Here is a 20,983-nt window from a genome sequence, read left to right as displayed (position 1 = left end):
CGATGAGTGCTGTCGTCGCTGGTGCTTCGGCTCCGGTCGCTGGTGTCAGTCGCCGCCCACGAGGCGGACTGCTGCGCGCCATCCTGCGCAACCGCAAGGCGGTCATCGGGGCCGCCTTGCTGTTCCTCTTCCTGTTGCTGGCCGCGTTTCCGGGGCTGTTCGTTCCGGGCGCTCACCATGATCCGCAGGCGATCGGCGACATGCCGTTGCAAGGTCCGTCGGGCCAGCACTGGCTCGGTACGACGGGTCTCGGACAGGACGTGTACGCGCAGTTGATCTACAGCACCCGCGAGTCTCTGCTGATCGCGGTCGGTGCGGGCGCCGGGGCGACGATCCTGGCGGTGCTGATCGGCGTGTCCGCGGCGTACCTCGGCGGCATCGCCGACGACGGGTTGTCGATGCTCACCGACATCTTCCTGGTGCTCCCGACGTTCCCGCTGATCATCGTGCTGGCGACGTACGCCGGTAAGGGCAATCTGACCGTGATCATCCTCGTGCTGATCCTCACCGGGTGGTCGTACGGCGCACGGCAGATGCGCGCGCAGGCGATGTCGCTGCGGAACCGGGACTTCCTGGAGTCGGCACGGGTCCGCGGTGAGCGACGCTCGTACATCATCGTGGTCGAGGTGCTGCCGACGATGATCTCGCTGATCGTCGCGAACTTCCTCGGCGCCGCGCTGTACTCCGTGCTCACCGCCGCCGGCCTGCAGTTCCTCGGACTCGGCGATCCCAGCTCGCTGAGCTGGGGCACGATGCTGTACTGGGCGCAGAACCAGGGCGCCCTGGTGAACGGACTGCCCGCGTGGGCGCTCTCGCCAGGCCTGGCGGTCGCGCTGCTCGGGGTGTCGTTCGCCCTGCTCAACTACGCGTTCGACGAGATCAGCAACCCCGCGCTGCGGCCGGTTCGGAGGCGACGTGCCAAGTCTTGAAGGCGGGCCACTTCTCGAGGTCCGGGATCTGACGGTCGAGTACGACACGGGCGGCCGGCCCGTTGTCGCAGTCGACCACGTGGACCTGGACGTCCGCGCCGGGGAGTTCGTCGGCGTGGTCGGCGAGTCCGGGTGCGGGAAGTCGACGCTGCTGTTCGCGATCGCGCAACTGCTGAGTTCGCCGGCCGCGATCACCGGCGGCAGCGTGACGTTCCAGGGGCAGAACCTGGTGACGATGACCGAGAAGAAGCTGTCCGCGTTGCGGTGGCGCGACTTCTCGGTCGTGATGCAGAGCGCGATGAACGCCCTCAACCCGGTGAAGAGCATCGGCGCGCAGTTCCGGGACACGATCATGGCGCACGACGAACCGGTCGCCGACGGACGGCCGGCCGAGGTACTGCGGCTGGTCGGGATCGACCCGATCCACCTGAAGAGCTACCCGCACCAGCTCAGCGGCGGGATGCGGCAGCGCGCGATGATCGCGATGGCGCTGCTGTTCACCCCGGACCTGATCATCATGGACGAGCCGACGTCCGCGCTCGACGTGGTGGCGCAGCGGTCGCTGATGGTGCAGATCAAGGAACTGCAGAAGCAGCTCGGGTTCGCGGTCGTCTTCGTCACCCACGACATGTCGCTGGTGAGCCACTTCTCGGACAAGCTCATGGTGATGTACGCCGGGCAGGTCGTGGAGTTCGGCGACACGCGCGCGGTGTTCGACCATCCGCAGCATCCGTACAGCGCCGGCCTGCTGGACGCGTTCCCGTCGATCCGCGGGCCGAAGGTGCCGTTGACCGGCATCCCGGGGAGCCCGCCGAACCTGGCCGATCCGCCGCCCGGGTGCCGGTTCCAGCCGCGCTGCCCGAAGGCGTTCGAGGACTGCCCGAAGATCGCGCCGGAGCTCTACCAGGCAGGCGCGGTGCAGGCGCGCTGCCTGCTGCATGCCCCTGATCCGATCCGGGAGGCGACCTCATGACGTCGGTGGATGCCGAACAGGCCGTGACGGAGTCGACCGCCGTACCGTTGCTCGAGGCAATGGAGTTGACGCGGCACTTCCGGGTCGGGCGCGGGTTCTCGCGGCAGTTGCTGCACGCGGTCGACGACGTGAACTTCACGATCGGGCGGCAGGAGATCGTCGCGCTCGCCGGTGAGAGCGGCAGCGGGAAGAGTACGATCGCGCGGCTGCTCGCGGGCGTGTACCGGCCGACGAGCGGCGAGATCCGGTACCAGGGGCGCGCGATGTCGACGTACCGGTCCCGGAAGGACCAGCTGTCGTACCGGGCCGACGTACCGATGGTGTTCCAGGATCCGTTCAGCTCGCTGAACCCGGCGTTCCGGGTGTCGCACGGGGTGCTGCGTTCGTTGAAGCTGCACCGGCCCGAACTGGGCCGGCAGCAGCGGTTCGCGGAGGCCGAACGGGTCATCGAGGCGGTCGGGCTGTCGCCGGCCGGTGACATCATGCACCGGTACCCGTACGAGCTCAGCGGTGGCCAGCGGCAACGGATCGGGTTCGCGCAGGCGCTCGCGCACAAGCCGAAGCTGATCCTCGCCGACGAGCCGGTCTCGATGCTGGACGTGTCGATCCGGATCGGGCTGCTGAACCTGATGGCGGAGCTGCGCCGGTCGGAAGGCGTCTCGTTCCTCTACATCACCCACGACATCGCCAGCGCGCGGTACGTCGCCGACCGGCTGATGATCATGTACGCCGGTCACGTGGTCGAGACCGGCCCGACGGAGTCGGTGCTGCAGAACCCGAAGCACCCGTACACAGATCTGCTGCTCGGCGCCGTCCCCGATCCCCGGGCCCCGCTGACGACCGGCATCGAGGGTGACACGGGCGAACCACCGAAGGTCATCAACCCGACACCAGGCTGCCGCTTCCGCGGGCGCTGTCCGCTCGCGGTGGACCGCTGCCATCAGGAGACACCTGTCCTCCGCACCCTGGGCACGAACCACCAGGCCGCCTGCCACGTCGCAGAGCCCGACCCGGGCTAGGTGAGGGTTACGTGCAGGGCGTGAGCCGGTGAGACGACCTCGGGCCGGTTCAGGGTCACGACCGCACGGTTGCCCGTGGCAACTACGGTCGCGAGGACCTGCTGGGGACCGGAGCGGACCGTCACCTGACGAACCGGCTTGGTGGTTTCGAAGGCCAGTGTGGTGAGACGCAGCCGGCCGTAGCGAATCTCGACGGACGCCGACAGTGAGCTCGGCGTGCGGCGTTGGCTGTACAGGCCCCAGCCCTCGGCGCCGGTGAACGCGCAGCGGAAGTCCTCCGGGCGGATGCGCGGCGCGAAGCCGAGATGTCCCTTCGGCCCGTGGTACTCGTACCCGCAGGCCGCCAGGTAGACGCCGTACCCCATCATCGCGCGGGCGTAGTGGTCGCTGGCCTCGATCTCGTTGTACGGGTTGCGCTTCTCCCCGGAGTACCGCTCGTACATCGCCCGCGTGACGGCCAACGCCTCCTCGGTCATCCCCTCGGAGAACAGGTGCGCGGCGAACTGGTACTCCTGGCCTGTCCACACCTCGTTGAAGTACATCAGCCCGCGCGTCTCCGTCGACCCGCCGTGCGGCCAGGTCGCCATCAGTACGCCGCTCTCGCCGTCGGTCGTGTACACGCGCCCGACGTTGATCCCTGGAGGCCGGTACGTCCCCGGATCCGCCCGGAAGTTCCCGTCGTACAGACGAGTCAGCGCGGTCCGTGCCTGGTCCGGGGGGAACACCCGCGGCAGTCCGAGCTGTGCCGCGTAGGTCTGCCCGTACATCTGGTCGACGAACAACCCGCGGTTGCTGTTCTCGGCCGTCGGATGCGCCGGGTCGACCTTCTGCACGTAGTACCCGTACTCGGCGTTCCACAACGAGTCCGCGATGTACGCCGATCCGCGCTCGGCGATCGCCGCGTACCGATCGGCACTCGCCCCGTCGCCGACCTCACCGGCCATCGCCGCGGCCGCCCGGAGCGCGGCGACGTACAGCCCGCTGATCCACGGGATCTCGCCGAACCACTCGGTGTCGAGGGTGTTCCACTGGCTGCCCCGGAAGATCCCGTCCTCGTCGGCGCCGTCCCGGTGCGTGACCAGGAACTCCACCGCCGTCCGCACCCGCGGCCACACACGGCGGAGGAACGTCGAGTCCTTGCTCATCTGGTGCTCGCGGTAGATCCGCAGGATCGTGCCGGGCTGCCCGTCCGCGAACGAACTCGACGCGTCGCCGGCCTCACCGCGGTTGCCGATCTCGCCACTCGGCCGGAACGCGATCCCGAGGTCGACCCGCTCCCGGGTGTCCCGCTCCAGCTCGGGGAACAGCCGGCCGATCGCCTGCGCGTAGTTCCACACGTGCTCGCAGGTCCCCGCGCAGCAGTACGTGCCCTCCCACGCGTAGAAGCGCCCGTCGTCCCAGCGGTAACAGGTGCTCGTCGCGAGTGTCGACGCCGTGGCGAGGGTCCGCTCGAGGAACCAGTGCGGCAGCGACGAGTCGTCGTACCACGTCCGCACCCAGAGCTTCGTGTCGCGCTCGAGCCGGTCGACGTGCTTCCCGACGTACTCCACGACTTCGCGCGCCGAGCCGAAGCGGGTCGCGTAGTGCCGCCGGAACGTCGACGCGCCGACGAGCTCGGCGAACAACTCGCGCTCGGGGTTCGGGAAGAACCAGCCGAAGGCGAAGCGGATCGTCCGCGACTCCCCCGGCGGCACCGTCACCGCCACGGCGACGGTCCCGGCCTGCGGTCCGTCCGAGTCGGCCGGACCCGCCGCCGAGTCGAACAGAGCGTCGGTCGACGACCAGTCCGCGATCGACGGCCGCACCACCGCACCGGGCGTCAGCGCGGCCAGGGCGAACGTCCCGCCGTCCGGACGTTCCGCCACCGGCTGCCGACGAACGGGACGGTCGCTGAAGACGATCCGGTCCACGTTCACGTGGCCCCAGCCGCCGGTGTTGTCGTCGACGATCCGGACCTGCGCGGTCCGGCCCGCGTACCTTCCGACATCCATCGACACCGCGGTCAGCGGCTCGATGTCCGTGCCGGCGGCCGACGCCACGACCTCGCCGTCGACCACGACGTCCAGACACGTCTCGCCCTTGTGGTGCCCGCCGCCGACCCACGCCGTCACGAACCGCCGCTCGATCACGAACTCGCGGCTCGTCAGCGACCCGGTGTACCGATCCGGATCGCCCGTGCCGCGGAAGTTGTACGACGTGACGAACCGGCCGCTGACATTCAGCTCGGTGCGCACCCCGAACGGCCGGCGGAACCCGTCGGGCGTCTCCGCCGCGGTCACCGGGCCCGCGCCGAAGGCATTACCCGTGACGGTCCACCCGTCGTACGTCGTCTTGTCCCAGCTCTCGAACAGGATGTCCGGCCGGTCGGTGAACACGATCGCGTCGCAGCTGATGTGCCCCCAGGCACCGGTGTGACTGTCGACGATCTCGAGCTGCGCAGTCCGCCCGGTGAACGCACCGACATCCAGCATCTGCGCGACCAGCGGCTCGCTCTCGTCACCTGTCGCCGACGCCACGACCTGACCGTCGACGACCACGTTCACGCACGTCTCACCGGCGTGCCGTCCACCGCTCACACCGACCGCGACGTACCGCCGCTCGATCGTGAACTCCCGGCTCGTCAGCTTCCCGACCGACGCGTCATGCGCCCCGCCCCGGAAGTCGTACGACGTCACGAACCGCGTACCCGACACGTTCAGATCGCCGAAACGCTTCATCAGGTTCGGTACGTCGACCGGCCGCACCGGGCCCGCTCCGAAGGCGTCACCGCTGACGGTCCAACCGTCGTACGTGTCCTTCTCCCAGTCCTCGAAGACGATGTCGTCCTGCTGCGCGCTGTCGTCGACCGCGCCGAACTGGAGGCCGCCCTCGAAGCCGCGCGCCTGCAGCCGGGTGGGCTGCCGGTTGCGGCTGTCGATGCAGACCGGGTTCTCGGCGTACCCGAGCAGCGTCGCGCGGGCCGGCGCCGAGGACGTGTTCCGCAGTGTGTACGCCAGGATCGTCGTGGGCAGCGTCGAGTCCAGCGTGGCCAGCGGGACGAACGGCGAGAACGCCTCCAGCCGTACCGTCACCGGGCTGTCCGGGTCGGCGTACGAGACCCGCCCGACCGGATACGAGCCGGTGAACCGGACGTCCTCGAACCCGGCCGCGTCGACCGTCCTGGTCGTGGTCCGTCCGCGCGTGGTGGTCCGCAGCGCGAATCCCTGGCCGAACTGGGATGCGCCGGGCTGATCGGCGGAGAGCGGGTGCGCGTAGTTGTGCCCGGAGAAGTCCGCGCCGCCGAGCGGGAAGGACGTCGGGTTGAAGATGTCCCACGCCCACAGCCGCCCGTCGCCGGCGAGGTACACCTGCCCCGTCGTACCACCGCCGACCGGCATCCCGATCTTCGGCAGCGCGGCTCCGGTGTGCGACGTCGGCGTACCGCGACCGAACAGCACCGCGGGATCGACCCGCGGCGGCGCCGCCAGCTGCTGCGGCGGCGCGGCGGAGGCGGTGCCGCCGGTCAGCCCGGGCGTGGCCATCACACCGACCGCGCCGGCGCCGAGAGCGATGAAGGTCCGGCGACTCAGGTGGGCGCGGGGACAGTCCCCCGAGCAGGAACGGTTGGCACAGCCAGGCGGCAGATCAGGAGCGGCGGGCATTCGGTTCTCCTTGGCGGGCGGGAGGCGGGAGAAATCGATTTCCGACACCGTAGCCAGCACCCGGACCGAGGTCAACGGGTCACGCACGGCGGATCGCTCTTCGACGAGCTCGTACCCTCTTAGCTGACAGACGCAACGAACTGGGTGGTTCGGGGCGTCTTTTCGTCGGAGAGGGGGGCGAGTGGCGCACGCTAAGAGGCGGGTGGGGACGACCGTCGCGCTGACGCTTGTCTGCGTCCTGGTCTGCGGTATCGCGTTCGCCGGCGCCGTCTTCGTGCTGATGCCGGGCGCCCGGGATCGCGGTACGACGGCCTCGGCCGGCGGATCACCAACTCCGGACGGGCGCGGCCCGCAGCCGCGGCCGAACCAGAGCCCGGCCCCCAGCGTGCCCTCGTCGACCGAGGAGCCGTTGCCGGGTGTCGACACCCCGGCCACTCCCCCGCCGTCGACGCCGGTCGCGAACACCGGGACGTACGAGTGCCCGGGGTTCAGCGGCATCCAGCTTCCGGTCTCGATGGTGCTGGACGACACGTTCGCGTGGGGCGACGACCCGCCGTACAAGGTGGGCACCGGGAGCGGCGACATCAACTGGCGCTCAGATCCGTACCGCAAGCCGAGCTGGTACATGTGGCTGCACTCGCTGCGCTGGCTGGGCAACGGCATCCACGCCGGTCAGCGCGGTGATCGCAAGACGCTGACCCATGTGCTGGCGATCATCCACGACTGGGTGCAGGACAACCCGTACTCCTGGAAGGGCGACGTCGGCGCGTGGGAGGCGACGATGCATCGCACCAACGTGTTGCTGTGCGCGCGCCAGGCCGTCCTCACCGGACTGCGGGTCAGCTCGCTGCCGGCGCAGTACGCGTGGCTCGACAAGTCGCTCGTCGACCACGCGCAGTTCATGATCGTGAACTGGAGCGGACCGTCGAACCACGGGACCGACGAGAGCATCGCGCTGTTCGGGGTCGGGTGCACGCTGAAGCGGCCGGAGCTCAAGAAGCTGGCCGTGGACCGGCTGACCCAGGCGATCACCACCGCGATCGACCCGCAGGGTTCGACGAACGAGCAGTCGGTCGGGTACGGGATGTTCAACTACCTCCTCTGGGGCCGCGCGACGACGGCGTTGCAGCGCTGCGGATCCAGCCCCGGGCCGGTGATCGCCCAACGGCGGGCCGCGCTGTCGGAGTGGCTCGCGCTCGCGACCAAGTCCACGGGCGAGCTGCAGCAGGTCGGGGACGCCGTTCGGCAGAAGCCGACCGGAGCGGCCGGCACCGCGCTGGACTACGTCGCCTCGCTCGGGAAGCGCGGGACGAAGCCGTCGAAGCGGGTCGCGGTCTTCGACGCCGGCTACATCTTCGGGCGGACCGGTTGGGGCGAGACCCGGCCGTTCGCGCAGGAGTCGACGTACAGCATCCGGTACGGCGCCGCGCGCAGGCTGCATGGGCATGACGACCACATGTCGATCACCTATTCGTCGCACGGGCGGGACGTGCTGATCGATCCGGGACACTCCGGCTACCAGCTCGACAAGTGGCAGGCGTGGTCGAAGAGCCCGGCCGCGCACAACGTGATGACGATCCCGTCCGCGGACACCGCTGCCGTCGAGACACGGTTGCTCCGTGCATCGATCACGCCGACGTGGGAGTCGTACTCGCTCGCCGACTCGCCCGCGCCGGGGGTCACCCGCAAGCGTGACGTCCTGGTGCTGAAGGATCCCGACCTGGTCATCACCCTCGACCGCGGGCAGGCGACGAGCAACCAGCGGTACGAGACGCTCTGGCACCTCGCGCCGGAGCAGAAGGTCACCGTGCAGTCCCCTACCGCCGCCGTCGCCATGAAGCCCGGCGACAAGTCCAAGACGTACCTGCTGCAGATCCCGTACCAGCAGCAGCCGCCTGCCGACGGCATCACCGTCGTGCAGGGCCAGCAGGATCCGGTGCAGGGCTGGTACTACCCCGACATCTTCCACCGCCAGTCGGCCCCGGTCGTGAAGTTCAACCGCACCGGGACCAACGCGGCCATCCTGTCGGCCGTCGTGCCGACCGCGACCACCGAGGCCGTCACCTACAAGACCCGGACGGTCAGCGGCATGTTCTTCGTCGACCTGACCGTCGGCGCCCGCAAGGCCACCATCCGCGTCCTCCCCGACGGCCGCCTGTCCCGCATCAGCTGAGGTTTCGCCGGCAGCCGGCCGGTTACCGGGCGGATCATGGGTGTTGGGCTCGCGTTGGTGTCCGCGCTATGTTTCGGCTTGTCGGACTTCGCGGCCGGGCTGGCCGCCCGTCGACTGCACAGCACGGTCGTCGTCCTGCTCGGTCAGCTCTTCGGAGTCGTGCTGGTGACGCTCCTCGCGCTGTTCGTCGCCGATCCCGGCGTCACGCCGGCCGCGCTCGGGTGGGGCGCGCTGTCAGGGATCGGGACCGGGCTCGGGGCCGCGTTCCTGTTCCAGGCGATGAAGATCGGGCGGTTCAGTCTCGTCGTACCGCTGAGCGATGTCGCCGGCGTCGCGATCCCGGTCGTCATCGGGGTGGTGCTGCTGCACGACCGGCTGCACTGGTGGGCGTGGCTCGGGTTCGCGATCGCCGTACCCGCGATCTGGTTGATGACGAGTCGGCGCGGTCCACGCTCGGGCACGACCGCGGGTGCCGGCTGGGCGCTGCTGTCCGGGGCCGCGTTCGCCTTGCAGTACGTCGCCCTCGCCCGAGCCGACGCGGCCGCCGGGTTGTGGCCGTTGGCACTCAATCGCCTTGTCGCGGTGCTGACCGTGGCGCCGATCGCCGTCCGTCGCGACCGGCTCCGGATGGAGCGCCGTACGGCGTTGCTCGCGATCGCGTCCGGGGTTCTCGGAACCTCCGCGATCGCCGCGTTCCTGTTCGCGAGCCGGGAGCAGGCGCTGTCGGTCGCGGTCGTGCTGACGTCGCTCTACCCGGCCGTCACCGTACTGCTCGGTCTAACTGTTCTCCACGAGCGACTGAGTCTTCGGCAGGCACTAGGTCTGCTCTGCGCGGCGGCGACCGTCGTCCTCGTCTCGCTCTGACCGGTCACACCGAGCGGTCATGTCCTGTCTCTTCCTGTGCGGACAACTCGAGGAGGACATGGATGAGTAAGCATCCGGCGGCGCGGGACCACTGTCTCAGCCTGGTGCGCAGCGTGGATCGGCCGACGGGCGGGGCGCGGTACGGACGGATGTTCCCCGGGCTCGATCCGCTCGGGACGGATCCACACGTACTGATGCGGGCAGGTGCGGACGGCGGGATCTGTGACGCCGCGGCGGCACTGGATCCCGGCGCCGCGCTGGATTCTGGGGCCGGTGACAACGCGCAGCAGGCCGCAGGCTGGCCGTTCTTCGGTCAACTGCTGGCACACGACACCACCGCGGACCGGTCTCCGATCACAGGCGGGGTCGAGACCGACGCGCTGCGGAACGCCCGCTCACCGCGCCTCAACCTCGAGATGTTGTACGCCGACGGACCGATCGGCTCGCCGTACCTGTTCGACCTGCACGACCCGGCGAAATTCCTGCTCAGCCCGGACGGGTACGACGTTCCGCGCAACCCGCAGGGCGTCGCGCTGATCGGTGACCCGCGCAACGACGTCCACCTGTTCTCGTTGAGTCTGCACGTGGCGCTGCTGCACGCGCACAACCGGATCGTCGATCACCTACGCGCGAGCGGCGTACCCGAGGAGGACGTGTTCGAGCAGGCGCGCGTCACGTTGACGTGGCACTACCAGTGGGTCGTCGTGCACGACTTCCTGCCGCGGCTGGTCGGGCAGGCGTTGGTGGACGAGGTGCTGGAGGACGGCGGGAAGTGGTTCGCGCCGGAGCCGCTGGACGGGTTCATCCCGCTGGAGTTCGCCGATGCGGCGTACCGCTACGGGCACGGACAGATCCGGCACACGTACCGCTTGGTCGAAGGCGGGCCCGAGCTGCCGCTGTTCCCGGACCTGGTCGGGTTCGGGCCGCCCCGGCAGCGGCTCGATCTGACGCAGGTGTTCGACGTACCCGGCCGTCCGCCGGCGCAACGGGCGAAGCGGCTCGACGGGCGGCTCCCGGCGAGCCTGATCGGGCTGCCCGAACAGGTCACCGGCGCGGTCGACGAGTCGGCGTACCGGTCGCTCGCGGTCCGCGACCTGCTCCGCGGTGACACGACCGGTCTGCCGAGCGGCGAGGAGGTCGCCAAGCTGTTCGGCGCACCGGCGCTGACCGAAGGCACCTGGCCGGGTGGTACGCCGTTGTGGTTGTACATCCTCAAGGAGTCCGAGTACCTCGGCGACGGCGATCGGCTCGGGCCGGTCGGCGGGCGGATCGTGGCCGAGGTACTGATCGGACTGCTGCGGGCGGACCCGGCCAGCTACCTCAGCCTCGAAGCAGACTGGCAGCCGAAGCTGCCCGCCGCCGGGCCGACCTTCGGCCTGACCGACCTGCTCATCCCTGTCGCGTCGCGGTGAGCGTTGCCTCCTTGGCCTCGGTCGCGAACGCCTCACGCGGGCTCTGCACCGAGGCCAAGGACACGATGTCGCGGCCGTAGAAGAACGCGACCAGCCAGATCGCCAGCACCCGCATCTTGCGGTCCCACGTCGGGACCGCGAGGACGTGGTACCCGCGGTGCATCAGCCAGGCGAGCAGGCCCTTGATGACGATCCCGCGGTACTGGAAGATCCCGGTCCCGAGCCCGAGCGTCGCGATCACGCCCAGGCTGTGGTGCACGTAGTTCTTCGGTTCCTTACCGCGCAGCGACCGCAGCAGGTTCTTCGCCAGCCGTTTCCCCTGCCGTACGGCGTTCTGCGCGTTCGGCACGGTGTACGCACCCTTGGTCGGGGAGGCGAGATCCGGGACGGCCGCGTCGTCGCCGGCGGCCCACGCGTCCTGGATCACCTCGGTGTCGGTCCCGATCCGCAGGTCCGCCCGCACCTGCACCAGCCCGCGTTCGTTGTGCGGAAGATCGGTGTGGTTGCGCAGCAGCCGGGTCGCGGCGTTGCCCGCCGTCCAGACGATCAGCTCCGAATCGAATTCGGTGCCGTCGGACAGCACCACATGCCCGTCGTCGGCCGACTGCATCGTGGTGTTCAGGTGCACGACCGCGCCACGCTTCTCGAGCAGCTTCACCACCCACGCGCCCGGCTTGTCGCTCACCTCGGGCAGGATCCGGCCGGACGCCTCGACGAGATGGAACGCGAGGTCGCTCTCGGACAGCTCGGGGTACTTCTTCAGCAACGCCCGCGCCAGCGACAACAGCTCCGCGAACCCTTCCACACCGGAGAATCCGCCGCCCACGAAAGTGACCGTCAGCAGCTTGCGCCGCCGCGGCCCCGGCTCCAGCCCCGCCGCCTCGTCGAACGCGGTGAAGAGCCGGTCCCGGATCGCGACGGCCTCCTCGACGTGCTTCATGCCGATCGCGCGCTCCGCCACGCCCGGTACGGCGAACGTCCGCGTCACCGCACCGGCGGTCACCGCGATCACGTCGTACGTCATCGTGTACTCCGGCCCCTGCGCCGGGCGGATCGTCACGGACTTGTCGGCGTGCGAGATGCCGGTGACCATCCCGGCCACGAGCTTCGTGTGCCGGAGGTTCCGTCGCAGCGACACCGCCGCGTGCCGGGCCTCGACCGAGCCGGCCACGACCTCGGGCAGGAACGGCTGATAGGTCATGTACGGCCGCGGGTCGACCACGACCACCTCGGCCTCACCCCGCCGTAGCTTCTTCTCCAGCCGCCACGCCGTGTAGAACCCGGCGTACCCGCCACCCACCACGAGGATCCTGCGCACCGCACTCTCCGTCCGTCGACACTCTCACGAGTAAGACACCTCGGCCCGGCCGGATGTGACATCTGCTCACGGGCGGAGCTGCTTCCGGGACGTGATGCCCAGCTTGGCGAAGACCTTGCGCAGGTGCCACTCGACGGTGTGCTGACTCAGGAACATCTGCGCGCCGATCTCCGCGTTGGTGAGCCCGGCACCGGCCAGGTCCGCGATCCGCGCTTCCTGCGCCGTCAACGCGTCCCGTCCCGAGGGGTCCGCCGTACGCCGTTCGTCCAGCACCTCGCCCGTGGCCGCGAGCTCCCGCGCCGCGCGCTCGGAGAACGCACCGGCCCCGGCCACCGAGAACAGCTTGTACGCCGTCCGCAGCTGGACGCGCGCGTCCTGACGACGGCCCTCCCTGCGCAACCACTCGCCGTACACCAGATGTGTCCGCGCCAGGTCCATCCGCATCCGCGTCCGGCTCAGCCGCTCGATCCCGTCCTGGTACGCCGCTTCCGCCGCGGGCCCCTGCGACCGCAAACCGGTCGCCCGAGCCAGGACGCCGAGGCCCCAGCTCGTGCCGTTCGGCTCGGCCACAGCCCGGAGCCGCTCGTAGGCCTCGACCGCAGACTCCGGCCGACCTGCGCGAGCCGCTGCCTCGATCACCTCGGCCAGCGCCAGGTTGGCGACTCCGTGCTCGTCCGGGTACGCCGTCGCGGCCAGCGCCGACTCCAGAGCGGCCGGATACTGCGCGAGCCCGTTGAGCAGGATCGCGCTGGTCAGATGCGCGTTCGACACCGCGCCGCCTTCGCCACGGCTGATCGAGTCCTCCAGGCTGCCGGCGATCATCGGCTGTGCGTGCTCGCGCCGGCCGCGCCACGCGGCCAGGAAGATGTCGCCGTACGGCCCGAGGCCGACACCGGTCGCATCACTGATCGTCTTGACCTCGGCGAGCATCGCGGCGACCGTCGAGAACTCGCCGGCCAGGGTCAGCAGCACGGCACGATGGTGCAGAACCAGCGGCAACTCGTTGAGGTTCCCGGCGTCCCTGGCGATCCGTTCGAGCCGGGCGGTCAGGTGGTCCCAGTTCTCCTCGTCCCACAGATGGACGGCCAGCGCCGCCGCCTGCCAGAGCCACGGCATGTCCTCGTCCGGCCCGGTGCTGAACGCTCGCATCGTCTCCCGCGCCGGGACCACCGCGCTGGCAGGGCCGTCGGCGAACAGCCTCGTGACCGCGTCGTACAGCACGTCGTGCTTGCGAGGTTCCTCGAGCCGCGGCACCGTCTTCGCTGCGCGGGCGATGTATGCGATGCCCCTGTCCTGCCCGAAGCGACCGGCGAACAGGGCGGAGGCGAGGGCGTTCATGTACGTGTCGCGAGCCAGGCCCAGGTCCAGCGGCTCGAGCCGTCGGGCCGCCTCGAGCAGCAGCGGCGGAGCTTCCAGGTTGTGGCCGGAGGCAAACGTCAGCTGGGCGCGCATCAGGTTCACGCGCGCCTGGTGCAGCTCATCGACCGTGCCCTGCTCGGCGGTGCTCAGCAGGCGCAGCGCGGTCTCGAAGGCACCGGCCGCCAGGCTCGCCTGGGCGGCGGAGAGTGCCCGCAGCGAGCGGGTGGCCGGTTCGGGCGTCAGCTCGGTCGCGCGCTGCAGGAACGCCGACGAGGCCGCCATACCGCCTCGGCGTTGCGCCCGGTCGGCCGATCGCTCCAGCTCGGCGGCGACGTCCTCGTCGGGACCGTCGACGCCCTGTGCCCGGTGCCAGGCCCGGCGGTCGGGGTCGAGCTCCGGGTCGATCGCCTCGGCCAGCGCCCGGTGCACAGCCCGCCGGTCCACCGGATCCGCCGCCCGGTACGTCGCGGACCGGACCAGCGGATGCCGGAACCGGACCCGGCCGGCGATATCGATCAACCCGGCTGCTTCGGCGGGGGCCGCCGTACTCATCGGCACGCCGAGGATCGTCAGGGCGCGCATCAGCAGCGGTACGTCGCCGACGGGCTCGGCGGCCGCGGTGAGCAGCAGCCGGCGCGTGTCCGGTGGCAGCGCGTCGACCCGGCGCGCGAAGTTCTGCTCGATCTGACTCGCCAGCGGGCGGGCGTCCGGGCGCTCGAAGCCGCCGGCCAGCTGCGCCGCAGTCAGGCCCCGGGGCAGCTCCATCAGGGCGAGCGGGTTGCCGCGGGTCTCGGCCACGATCCGGGCGCGGACCGGCCCGTCGAGCCGTCCGGGGACGACGGAATCGAGCAGCGCGCCGGCGTACTCGTCCGCGAGGCCGCCGATCGGCAGCTCGGGGAACCCGCTCCAGTCCGGACAGGTCACCGGCTCGCGCACCGCGAACACCAGACCGATCCGGTCCGCGAACAGCCGGCGACCGACGAAGCTCAGCGCCTGGATCGACGCCAGATCCAGCCACTGCGCGTCGTCGACGACACACAGCAGCGGCTCCCGATCGGAAGCCGCCGACAACAGACTCAACGTGGCCGCACCGATCAGGAACCGGTCCGGCGGCCCGCCGCCGGACAGCCCGAACGCCACCTCCAGTGCCGCGCGCTGCGGAGCCGGCAGCCGATCGGTCAGCCGCAACAGCGGGAGGCACAGCTGATGCAGACCGGCGAACGGCAATTCCATCTCGGACTCGACGCCCGCCGCGCGCGCCACCCGGCAGCCGTCGGCCGTGCCGGCCAGGTACTCGAGCAGGGCGGACTTCCCGATCCCGGCCTCGCCACGCACGATCAGCACCTGGCCCTCGCCGGATCGCACGCCGCCGACGACGTGATCCAGGCGTGCGCACTCCGCGCGGCGTCCGCGTAGCTCCGGCCCTGAGCTGGTCATCGCTCCACCCCCGAGTCAAAGGCTACGGGTGCGCAACGATACGGGTACAGGACCCCCGAGTACCGGAAGGCCGGATCAGCCCGCGATCGGCGCCGGCTCCGCGAGCCGGTCGCGGGCGCGCTTCACGAGCTGCCGGGCGTTCGGGGCACCGATCCTGAGCAGCTCGGCGATCTGCCGGTACGGGTAATCGAAGCCTTCCCGTAGGACGTACGTCGCCCGCTCGGCCGGTGACAGGCGCTCGATCAACAGCTGTACGGCGGCCGCGTAGGCCTCCTCGTTCTCGACGTACGACTGCGGATCCGGTCCGGTGGCCACCCGCTCGTCGGACAGCCACGGACCGACGGCGGTCTCGTGCCGGCGGCGCGCCGACTGCACCAGGTTGATCGCCAACCGCGACACCGTGGTCGCGAGAAACGCCTGCGGGTCCGCGACAGCCGACCGGTCGGTCCGCTGCCAGCGCACCCAGACGTCCTGTACCAGCTCCTCGGCCTCGTGCGGATTGCCGGTGATCCGGCACGCGATCCGGAACAACCGCGGCCGCGCCTGCAGGAACTCGTCCAACCCCGCCGTACTCACGATCGGCCTCCTGACGCTGGGACGAACCTCTGGGACGGAACTCAGCGTCGCTCGTCGACCACGGGGTCCGCGCCCTGGAAACCCCGTGGTCGAGTCCGTGGTGGTCCTGGGAGATGGCCCTAGGAACCGAGGGCGTCCAGGATCGTCGCGGTGACGGCTTCCGGCTGCGAGACGCTCAGGGCGTGCGACGCGCCGGCGATCTCGCGGGTGTCCTTGGCGCCCGAGCGCTCGGCGAAGAAGCGGTGCAGGGCGACCGGGATGTTCAGGTCGAGGTCGCTGAACACGAACCAGGACGGGATGGTCCGCCATGCCGGCGTGGCGGTGGGGAGGCCGGTCGTCAGCGCGGCCTCGGTGACCGGACGCTGGGTCGCGGCCATCAGCGCGGCCTGGTCGTCGGGTACGTCGGCACAGAACTGCTGACGGAACACGTCGCTCCGGATCGCCAGCTCGTTGCCGCCGGTGGCGACCGGGTACGCGTTCAGCGCGCCGCCGAGCGTGCTGCCCGGGAACTTGAGCGACAGCTCGAACGCGGTCTCCCCCTGGTCCGGCGCGAACGCGCAGACGTAGACGAGCGCCTTGACCGCGTCGTTGCCCGCGGCGGCCTCGGTGATGACCATGCCGCCGTACGAGTGACCGACCAGCACGACCGGCCGGCCGATGCCGGCGATGACGTCACGGACGTACTGCGCGTCCCCCTCCAGGCTGCGCAGCGGGTTCGCGACCGCGACCGTCTCGATCGACTGCGCCCGCAGCCGCTCGACGACACCGTTCCAGCTGGCCGACTCGGCGAACGCCCCGTGCACCAGGACGACGACCGGATTCTCGCTCATGGGTTTCTCCTTTTCCTCGAGCTACCGAGTGAGACCGGACAGACAGCCTGGTTGTGACCGGCGAGACAGTCACACATCGGGGCGCTGCGGTGTCCTAGTGGGTGAGACGTCCACCGCCAGCGAAGGAGAACAGATGAGCATCGCCGAACAACAGATCGCCACGTCGGTCCTGGTGATCGGAACCGGTGGTGCCGGCCTGCGGGCCGCGATCGAACTGGCCGAGCAGGGGGTCGAGGTTCTTGCCCTCGGCAAGCGGCCACGGTCCGACGCGCACACCTCACTCGCCGCCGGCGGCATCAACGCCGCCCTCGCGACCATGGACCCCGACGACAGCTGGCAGCAGCACGCCGCCGACACGCTGCAGGAGAGCTATCTGCTCGCGAACCCGGTCACCGTGCAGATCGTCGCCGAGGGAGCGGCCCGCGGCATCGGGGACCTCGAGCGCTGGGGCATGCCGTTCGCGCGCGAGGCCGACGGCCGGATCTCGCAGCGGTTCTTCGGCGCGCACACCTTCCGCCGGACCGCGTTCGCCGGCGACTACACCGGGCTGGAGATCCAGCGCACGCTGATCAACCGCGCCGTGCAGCTCGGCGTACCGATCCTGGACACGGTGTACGTGACGCGGATCCTGGTGAAGGACAACACGGTCTTCGGTGCGTACGGCTTCGATCTGACGACCGGCCGGCGCTACGTCATCCACGCCGACGCGGTCATCCTGGCCGCGGGCGGTCACACCCGGATCTGGCGCCGTACGTCGTCACGCCGCGACGAGAACACCGGTGACGCGTTCCGCCTGGCCGTGCTCGCGGGCGGGAAGATCCGCGACCCCGAACTCGTGCAGTTCCACCCGTCCGGGCTGATCGAGCCCGAGAACGCGGCCGGCACGCTCGTCTCCGAGGCGGCCCGCGGCGAGGGCGGGCAGCTGCGCAACGCGCTCGGCGAGCGGTTCATGGCCCGGTACGACGCGGAGCGGATGGAGCTGTCGACGCGGGACCGGGTCGCGCTGGCGGCGTACACCGAGATCAAGGAAGGCCGCGGGACGCCGAACGGCGGCGTCTGGCTGGACGTGTCGCATCTCCCCCGCGAGACGATCATGCGACGGCTGCCCCGGGTGTACCAGACGCTGCTCGAGCTGCAGATGCTCGACATCACCAAGCAGCCGATCGAGATCGCGCCGACCGCGCACTACTCGATGGGCGGCGTCTGGGTCCGGGCCGAGGACCACGGCACCGGCGTCGACGGGTTGTGGGCGATCGGCGAGGCCGCGAGCGGACTGCACGGGGCGAACCGGCTCGGCGGCAACTCGTTGATCGAGCTCCTCGTGTTCGGCCGGATCGTCGCCGAGGAGGCGGCGAAGTACTCGATCGGACGGCAGGCGCAGCTGCGTTCCGCGGACGCCGTCGCCGAGGCGCGGGCCGAGGTCGACGAGCTGCTGACGAACGACGGGCCCGAGAACGTCCGCGCCCTGCAGCGTGCGCTGCGCGACACGATGACCGCCCGCGCGGGCGTCGTCCGCGACGAGCAGGGTCTGCAGACCGGGCTCGCGGAGCTGTCCGAGATCGAGGAACGGATCACCCAGGTCGGCGTCCACCCGGACATCGCCGGCTTCCAGGACCTGGCGCATGCGTTCGACCTCAAGGCGTCCGCCCTGGCGGCGCGCGCGACGCTCGACGCTGCCCTGGTACGACGGGAGACGCGCGGATGCCACAACCGGTCCGACTACCCGGACCTCGACGAGTCGCTGCAGGTCAACCTCGTCTGGTCCGGCCCGGGCGCGGTCGAGCAGGAGCAGATCCCACCGATCCCGGACGAACTGCGTCAACTCATGCGGGACGTCTCGTCGGAGGGTAAACTGGTCGAGTAGGGGGAGGGTGTCGTGACCGCTCCGGGGATGGTCGCGGAGTTCGACGACGTTGCCGCCTGGACCGCGGAAGCCGTGGAACAGCTCGGTGTCGAGCATGCGATCCCGGCCGCCTGCCGGGGCAGCTCCAGCCCTGCCGCACTGGCGTGGCTCGCCGAGGCCTGCGAGCTGTCGCCGGGTGCTCGGCTCCTGGACGTCGGCGCGGGCTCAGGCGGCCCCGCGGCCTGGGCCGCCAGCCGGTTCGGCGTACGGCCGATCCTGCTGGAAGCCATGCCCTCCGCGGGCCGTGCCGCCTCGAAGCTGTTCGGATTGCCGGTCCTCACCGCCGATGGCCGGCACATCCCGCTCGGCAACGAGTCCGTCGAGGTCGCGTGGTGCCTGGGCGTCCTGTGCACGGTCGAGGACAAGGTCGCGCTGCTGAGGGAGATCCACCGCGTGCTCGTTCCCCGCGCGTCCCTCGGACTGCTCGTGGTGGTCGCCGGCGACCGCCCGATCAGGCGGCCGCCGGACGGGAACCACTTCCCCACCCAGACCGAACTGGAGGACGTGCTCGACCGGTCCGGGTTCGACCTCGTGGAGCAGATCGAACGCCCGGCCGCTGTACCGCTGTCGTGGACCCGCCGCGCCGCCGCGGTCGCCGCCCACATCTCAGCCCGTCACCACACCCACCCCGCCTACACGCTGGCGAACAGCCAAGGCACCCGCCTCACCAGCCTCTTCGCCCAGGGCCAACTCTCGATCCAACTGCTCCACGCCGTCGCCAGGGTCCCCAACGACAGGAGGTCCCCGGCCGCCGGGTAGTACACCTGAGCGCGGCCGCTGCAGCGCGTACGGCGTCTCGCCGGTGCACTACCTGTCGAGCGGTGCGCCAATACCCCGAGCCTGGGCTACTTCCTGGCCTCGGATGGTGTCCGGGAAGCGGTCAAGCATCTGGCGCAGTTCGTCGGCGTCGACGTTGGCGCCGAAAGGTTCGGTGCCGGGTTCGAGGCGTTTGCCCTCGGCAAGTGGTCCGGCGGTCACCGGGTCGAAGCCGAGGGCGTCGACGATCGCCGCTACCTGCGCGAGGTCGGACGGCTCGCCGGCGATCGCGATCGCCTTGCGGTCCGGGGTGCCGGAAGGGCGGGCGCCTTCGTCGAGGTCGTGGTAGCCCATGTGGTTGAAGGCCTTGACGACGCGCGCCCCGGGAAGGAAGTCCTGGACGATCTCCGAGGACGACGTCCGCGGGTCGGTGAGGTCGTCGCGGATACCGTCGACCTCCCACCAGTAGTTCATCGCGTCGACGACGAGCTTGCCGCGCAGCGCCTCGGCCGGGACCGTCCGGTACTTGCCCAGCGGCAGCGCGAGGATCACGACGTCGGCCTCGGCAGCAGCCTCGGCGGCGGTCGTGGCCACGGCCCCCGGTGTCACCACCTCGACGATCAGTGCGATCCTCGACACGTCGCCCGAGCCGGCGATCAGCACGCGGTACCCGGCCGCGACCGCCAGCCGCGCCAGCACCGTCCCCACCTTGCCGGCGCCGAGGATCCCGATCGTGGTCACTGCGAGTCCTCCGCGAGGATCTCGCGGACCAGCGGGATCACCTTCGTGCCGTACAGCTCGACGGCCTTCATCCGCGCACTCGACGGCAGCGGGCCGCCCGAGTAGATCAGGTCGAACCGCTCGACCCCGAGCGCCTTCACCGCACCCGCGATCCGGCGGGCGACCGTCTCCGGCGAACCGACGTACATCGAGCCGTGCAGCACCTCGGACTCGAACTCCTCGCGCTTCAGCGGCGGCCAGCCACGCAGCGCCCCGATCCGGTCCCGCATCACCTTGTACGGCGCGTAGTAGATCTCCTTCGCCTGCTCGTCGGTCTCCGCGACGAACCCCGGCGAGTGCATCCCGACCGGATGCGCGACGGTGCCGAACTGCTGCGCCGCCCGCTGGTACAGGTCGATGTACGGCGCGAACCGCTCCGGCGATCCGCCGATGATGGCGAGCATCAGCGGCAACCCGTAGTACGCCGTACGCACCACGGACTGCGGCGACCCGCCGACGCCGACCCACGTCGCCAGTCGGCCGGACTCGGTCTTCGGATAGACCTCCGCGTTGTCCAGTGCCGCGCGCACCGTGCCTTCCCAGGTCACCGGCTTCTCGTCGAGCAGCTGCACGAACAACTGCAGCTTCTCCTCGAACAGCACCTCGTAGTCGGCCAGGTCGTACCCGAAGAGCGGGAACGACTCGGTGAACGAGCCACGCCCGAGGATCACCTCGGCGCGCCCGTTCGACAGCGCGTCCACGGTCGAGAACCGCTGGAACACCCGCACCGGGTCGTCCGAGCTCAGCACCGTCACGCCCGACCCGAGCTTGATGTTCGAGGTCCGGGTGGCGATCCCGGCCAGCACCGTCTCCGGCGTCGAGATCGAGAACTCGGGCCGGTGGTGCTCGCCGAGCGCGATCGCGTCCACGCCGATCTCGTCGGCCAGGACCGCCTCGTCCACCACCTGCCGGATCGCCGCCGCGGCCGTCACCGGCGCGCCGCTGTCGTCCACCGGAATGTCCCCGAACGTGTCCAGCCCGAAGGCCAACTCGGTCATGTTTGCGTTCTCCCG

At 70.4% G+C, this 20,983-nt stretch carries 15 protein-coding genes; 8 read left to right on the top strand and 7 right to left on the bottom strand.

All coding sequences use genetic code 11. From position 1 onward, the window contains the following. The first annotated feature begins 2 nt into the window (after positions 1 to 2). Genes BJY22_RS23245 through BJY22_RS23235 form a run of 3 tightly spaced genes read left to right on the top strand, consistent with a single transcriptional unit; the run spans position 3 to position 2,921 of the window. A complete protein-coding gene (locus BJY22_RS23245; protein ID WP_167210069.1) occupies positions 3 to 929 on the top strand; it encodes an ABC transporter permease in 927 nt (308 codons plus the stop codon). Then, a complete protein-coding gene (locus BJY22_RS23240; RefSeq protein ID WP_167210067.1) occupies positions 916 to 1,902 on the top strand; it encodes an oligopeptide/dipeptide ABC transporter ATP-binding protein in 987 nt (328 codons plus the stop codon). Before BJY22_RS23245 ends, BJY22_RS23240 begins: the two co-directional genes overlap by 14 nt. Next, positions 1,899 to 2,921: an ABC transporter ATP-binding protein gene (locus BJY22_RS23235; protein WP_167210066.1), complete on the top strand. Its 1,023-nt coding sequence runs from the start codon at positions 1,899 to 1,901 to the stop codon at positions 2,919 to 2,921. The genes BJY22_RS23240 and BJY22_RS23235 overlap by 4 nt, the downstream gene beginning before the upstream one ends. On the opposite strand, the gene BJY22_RS23230 is transcribed toward BJY22_RS23235, so the two are convergent. Then, the gene (locus BJY22_RS23230; RefSeq protein WP_202891228.1) at positions 2,918 to 6,562 is read right to left on the bottom strand and encodes a GH116 family glycosyl hydrolase; all 3,645 of its coding nucleotides are present in this window, start codon (positions 6,560 to 6,562) and stop codon (positions 2,918 to 2,920) included. The genes BJY22_RS23235 and BJY22_RS23230 overlap by 4 nt on opposite strands. Before the next feature lie 202 nt (positions 6,563 to 6,764). On the opposite strand from BJY22_RS23230, the gene BJY22_RS43040 reads away from it, so the two are divergent. The 3 genes from BJY22_RS43040 (at position 6,765) to BJY22_RS23215 (ending at position 11,011) form a co-directional block, all read left to right on the top strand. Further along, on the top strand, positions 6,765 to 8,735 hold the full coding sequence (locus tag BJY22_RS43040; protein ID WP_167210064.1) for a heparinase II/III domain-containing protein: 1,971 nt from the start codon (positions 6,765 to 6,767) through the stop codon (positions 8,733 to 8,735). Between the two features lie 36 nt (positions 8,736 to 8,771). Continuing rightward, positions 8,772 to 9,599 (top strand): DMT family transporter, encoded by an 828-nt coding sequence (locus BJY22_RS23220; RefSeq protein ID WP_167210062.1) that lies wholly within the window; start codon positions 8,772 to 8,774, stop codon positions 9,597 to 9,599. A 62-nt stretch (positions 9,600 to 9,661) separates the two neighbouring features. Next, the gene (locus BJY22_RS23215) at positions 9,662 to 11,011 is read left to right on the top strand and encodes a peroxidase family protein (RefSeq protein WP_167210060.1); all 1,350 of its coding nucleotides are present in this window, start codon (positions 9,662 to 9,664) and stop codon (positions 11,009 to 11,011) included. On the opposite strand, the gene BJY22_RS23210 is transcribed toward BJY22_RS23215, so the two are convergent. The 4 genes from BJY22_RS23210 to BJY22_RS23195 form a co-directional block, all read right to left on the bottom strand. Then, positions 10,989 to 12,329: an FAD-dependent oxidoreductase gene (locus tag BJY22_RS23210; RefSeq protein ID WP_167210058.1), complete on the bottom strand. Its 1,341-nt coding sequence runs from the start codon at positions 12,327 to 12,329 to the stop codon at positions 10,989 to 10,991. The two genes, BJY22_RS23215 and BJY22_RS23210, sit on opposite strands and share 23 nt — an antisense overlap. 66 nt (positions 12,330 to 12,395) lie before the next feature. Further along, the gene (locus BJY22_RS23205) at positions 12,396 to 15,125 is read right to left on the bottom strand and encodes an ATP-binding protein (protein ID WP_167210055.1); all 2,730 of its coding nucleotides are present in this window, start codon (positions 15,123 to 15,125) and stop codon (positions 12,396 to 12,398) included. 75 nt (positions 15,126 to 15,200) lie between these two features. Next, positions 15,201 to 15,701 carry a sigma-70 family RNA polymerase sigma factor gene (locus BJY22_RS23200; RefSeq protein ID WP_337758883.1) on the bottom strand — a complete coding sequence of 167 codons (501 nt, stop codon included), beginning with the start codon at positions 15,699 to 15,701 and terminating at the stop codon, positions 15,201 to 15,203. A 119-nt stretch (positions 15,702 to 15,820) separates the two neighbouring features. Next, positions 15,821 to 16,531, bottom strand: coding sequence for an alpha/beta fold hydrolase (locus BJY22_RS23195; protein WP_167210053.1), 711 nt, complete (start codon positions 16,529 to 16,531; stop codon positions 15,821 to 15,823). Between the two features lie 133 nt (positions 16,532 to 16,664). Between BJY22_RS23195 and BJY22_RS23190 the strand changes: the two genes are divergently transcribed. After that, positions 16,665 to 18,395 (top strand): L-aspartate oxidase, encoded by a 1,731-nt coding sequence (locus BJY22_RS23190; protein ID WP_167210051.1) that lies wholly within the window; start codon positions 16,665 to 16,667, stop codon positions 18,393 to 18,395. Between the two features lie 12 nt (positions 18,396 to 18,407). Then, positions 18,408 to 19,193: a methyltransferase domain-containing protein gene (locus BJY22_RS23185; RefSeq protein ID WP_167210049.1), complete on the top strand. Its 786-nt coding sequence runs from the start codon at positions 18,408 to 18,410 to the stop codon at positions 19,191 to 19,193. Between the two features lie 48 nt (positions 19,194 to 19,241). Here BJY22_RS23185 and BJY22_RS23180 read toward each other — a convergent pair whose 3' ends face one another. Both BJY22_RS23180 and BJY22_RS23175 read right to left on the bottom strand, forming a co-directional pair. Next, positions 19,242 to 19,931, bottom strand: a complete 690-nt coding sequence (locus BJY22_RS23180; protein WP_167210047.1) for an NAD(P)-binding domain-containing protein — start codon at positions 19,929 to 19,931, stop codon at positions 19,242 to 19,244. Next, positions 19,928 to 20,968, bottom strand: a complete 1,041-nt coding sequence (locus BJY22_RS23175; RefSeq protein ID WP_167210045.1) for an LLM class flavin-dependent oxidoreductase — start codon at positions 20,966 to 20,968, stop codon at positions 19,928 to 19,930. The genes BJY22_RS23180 and BJY22_RS23175 overlap by 4 nt, the downstream gene beginning before the upstream one ends. Positions 20,969 to 20,983: the final 15 nt, after the last annotated feature.

This window comes from Kribbella shirazensis, from assembly GCF_011761605.1.
In the GTDB taxonomy this organism is placed as follows: Bacteria; Actinomycetota; Actinomycetes; order Propionibacteriales; family Kribbellaceae; genus Kribbella; species Kribbella shirazensis.
The sequence above is the reverse complement of the archived record's forward strand: the minus strand, read 5'-3'. Positions and strand labels throughout refer to the sequence as shown.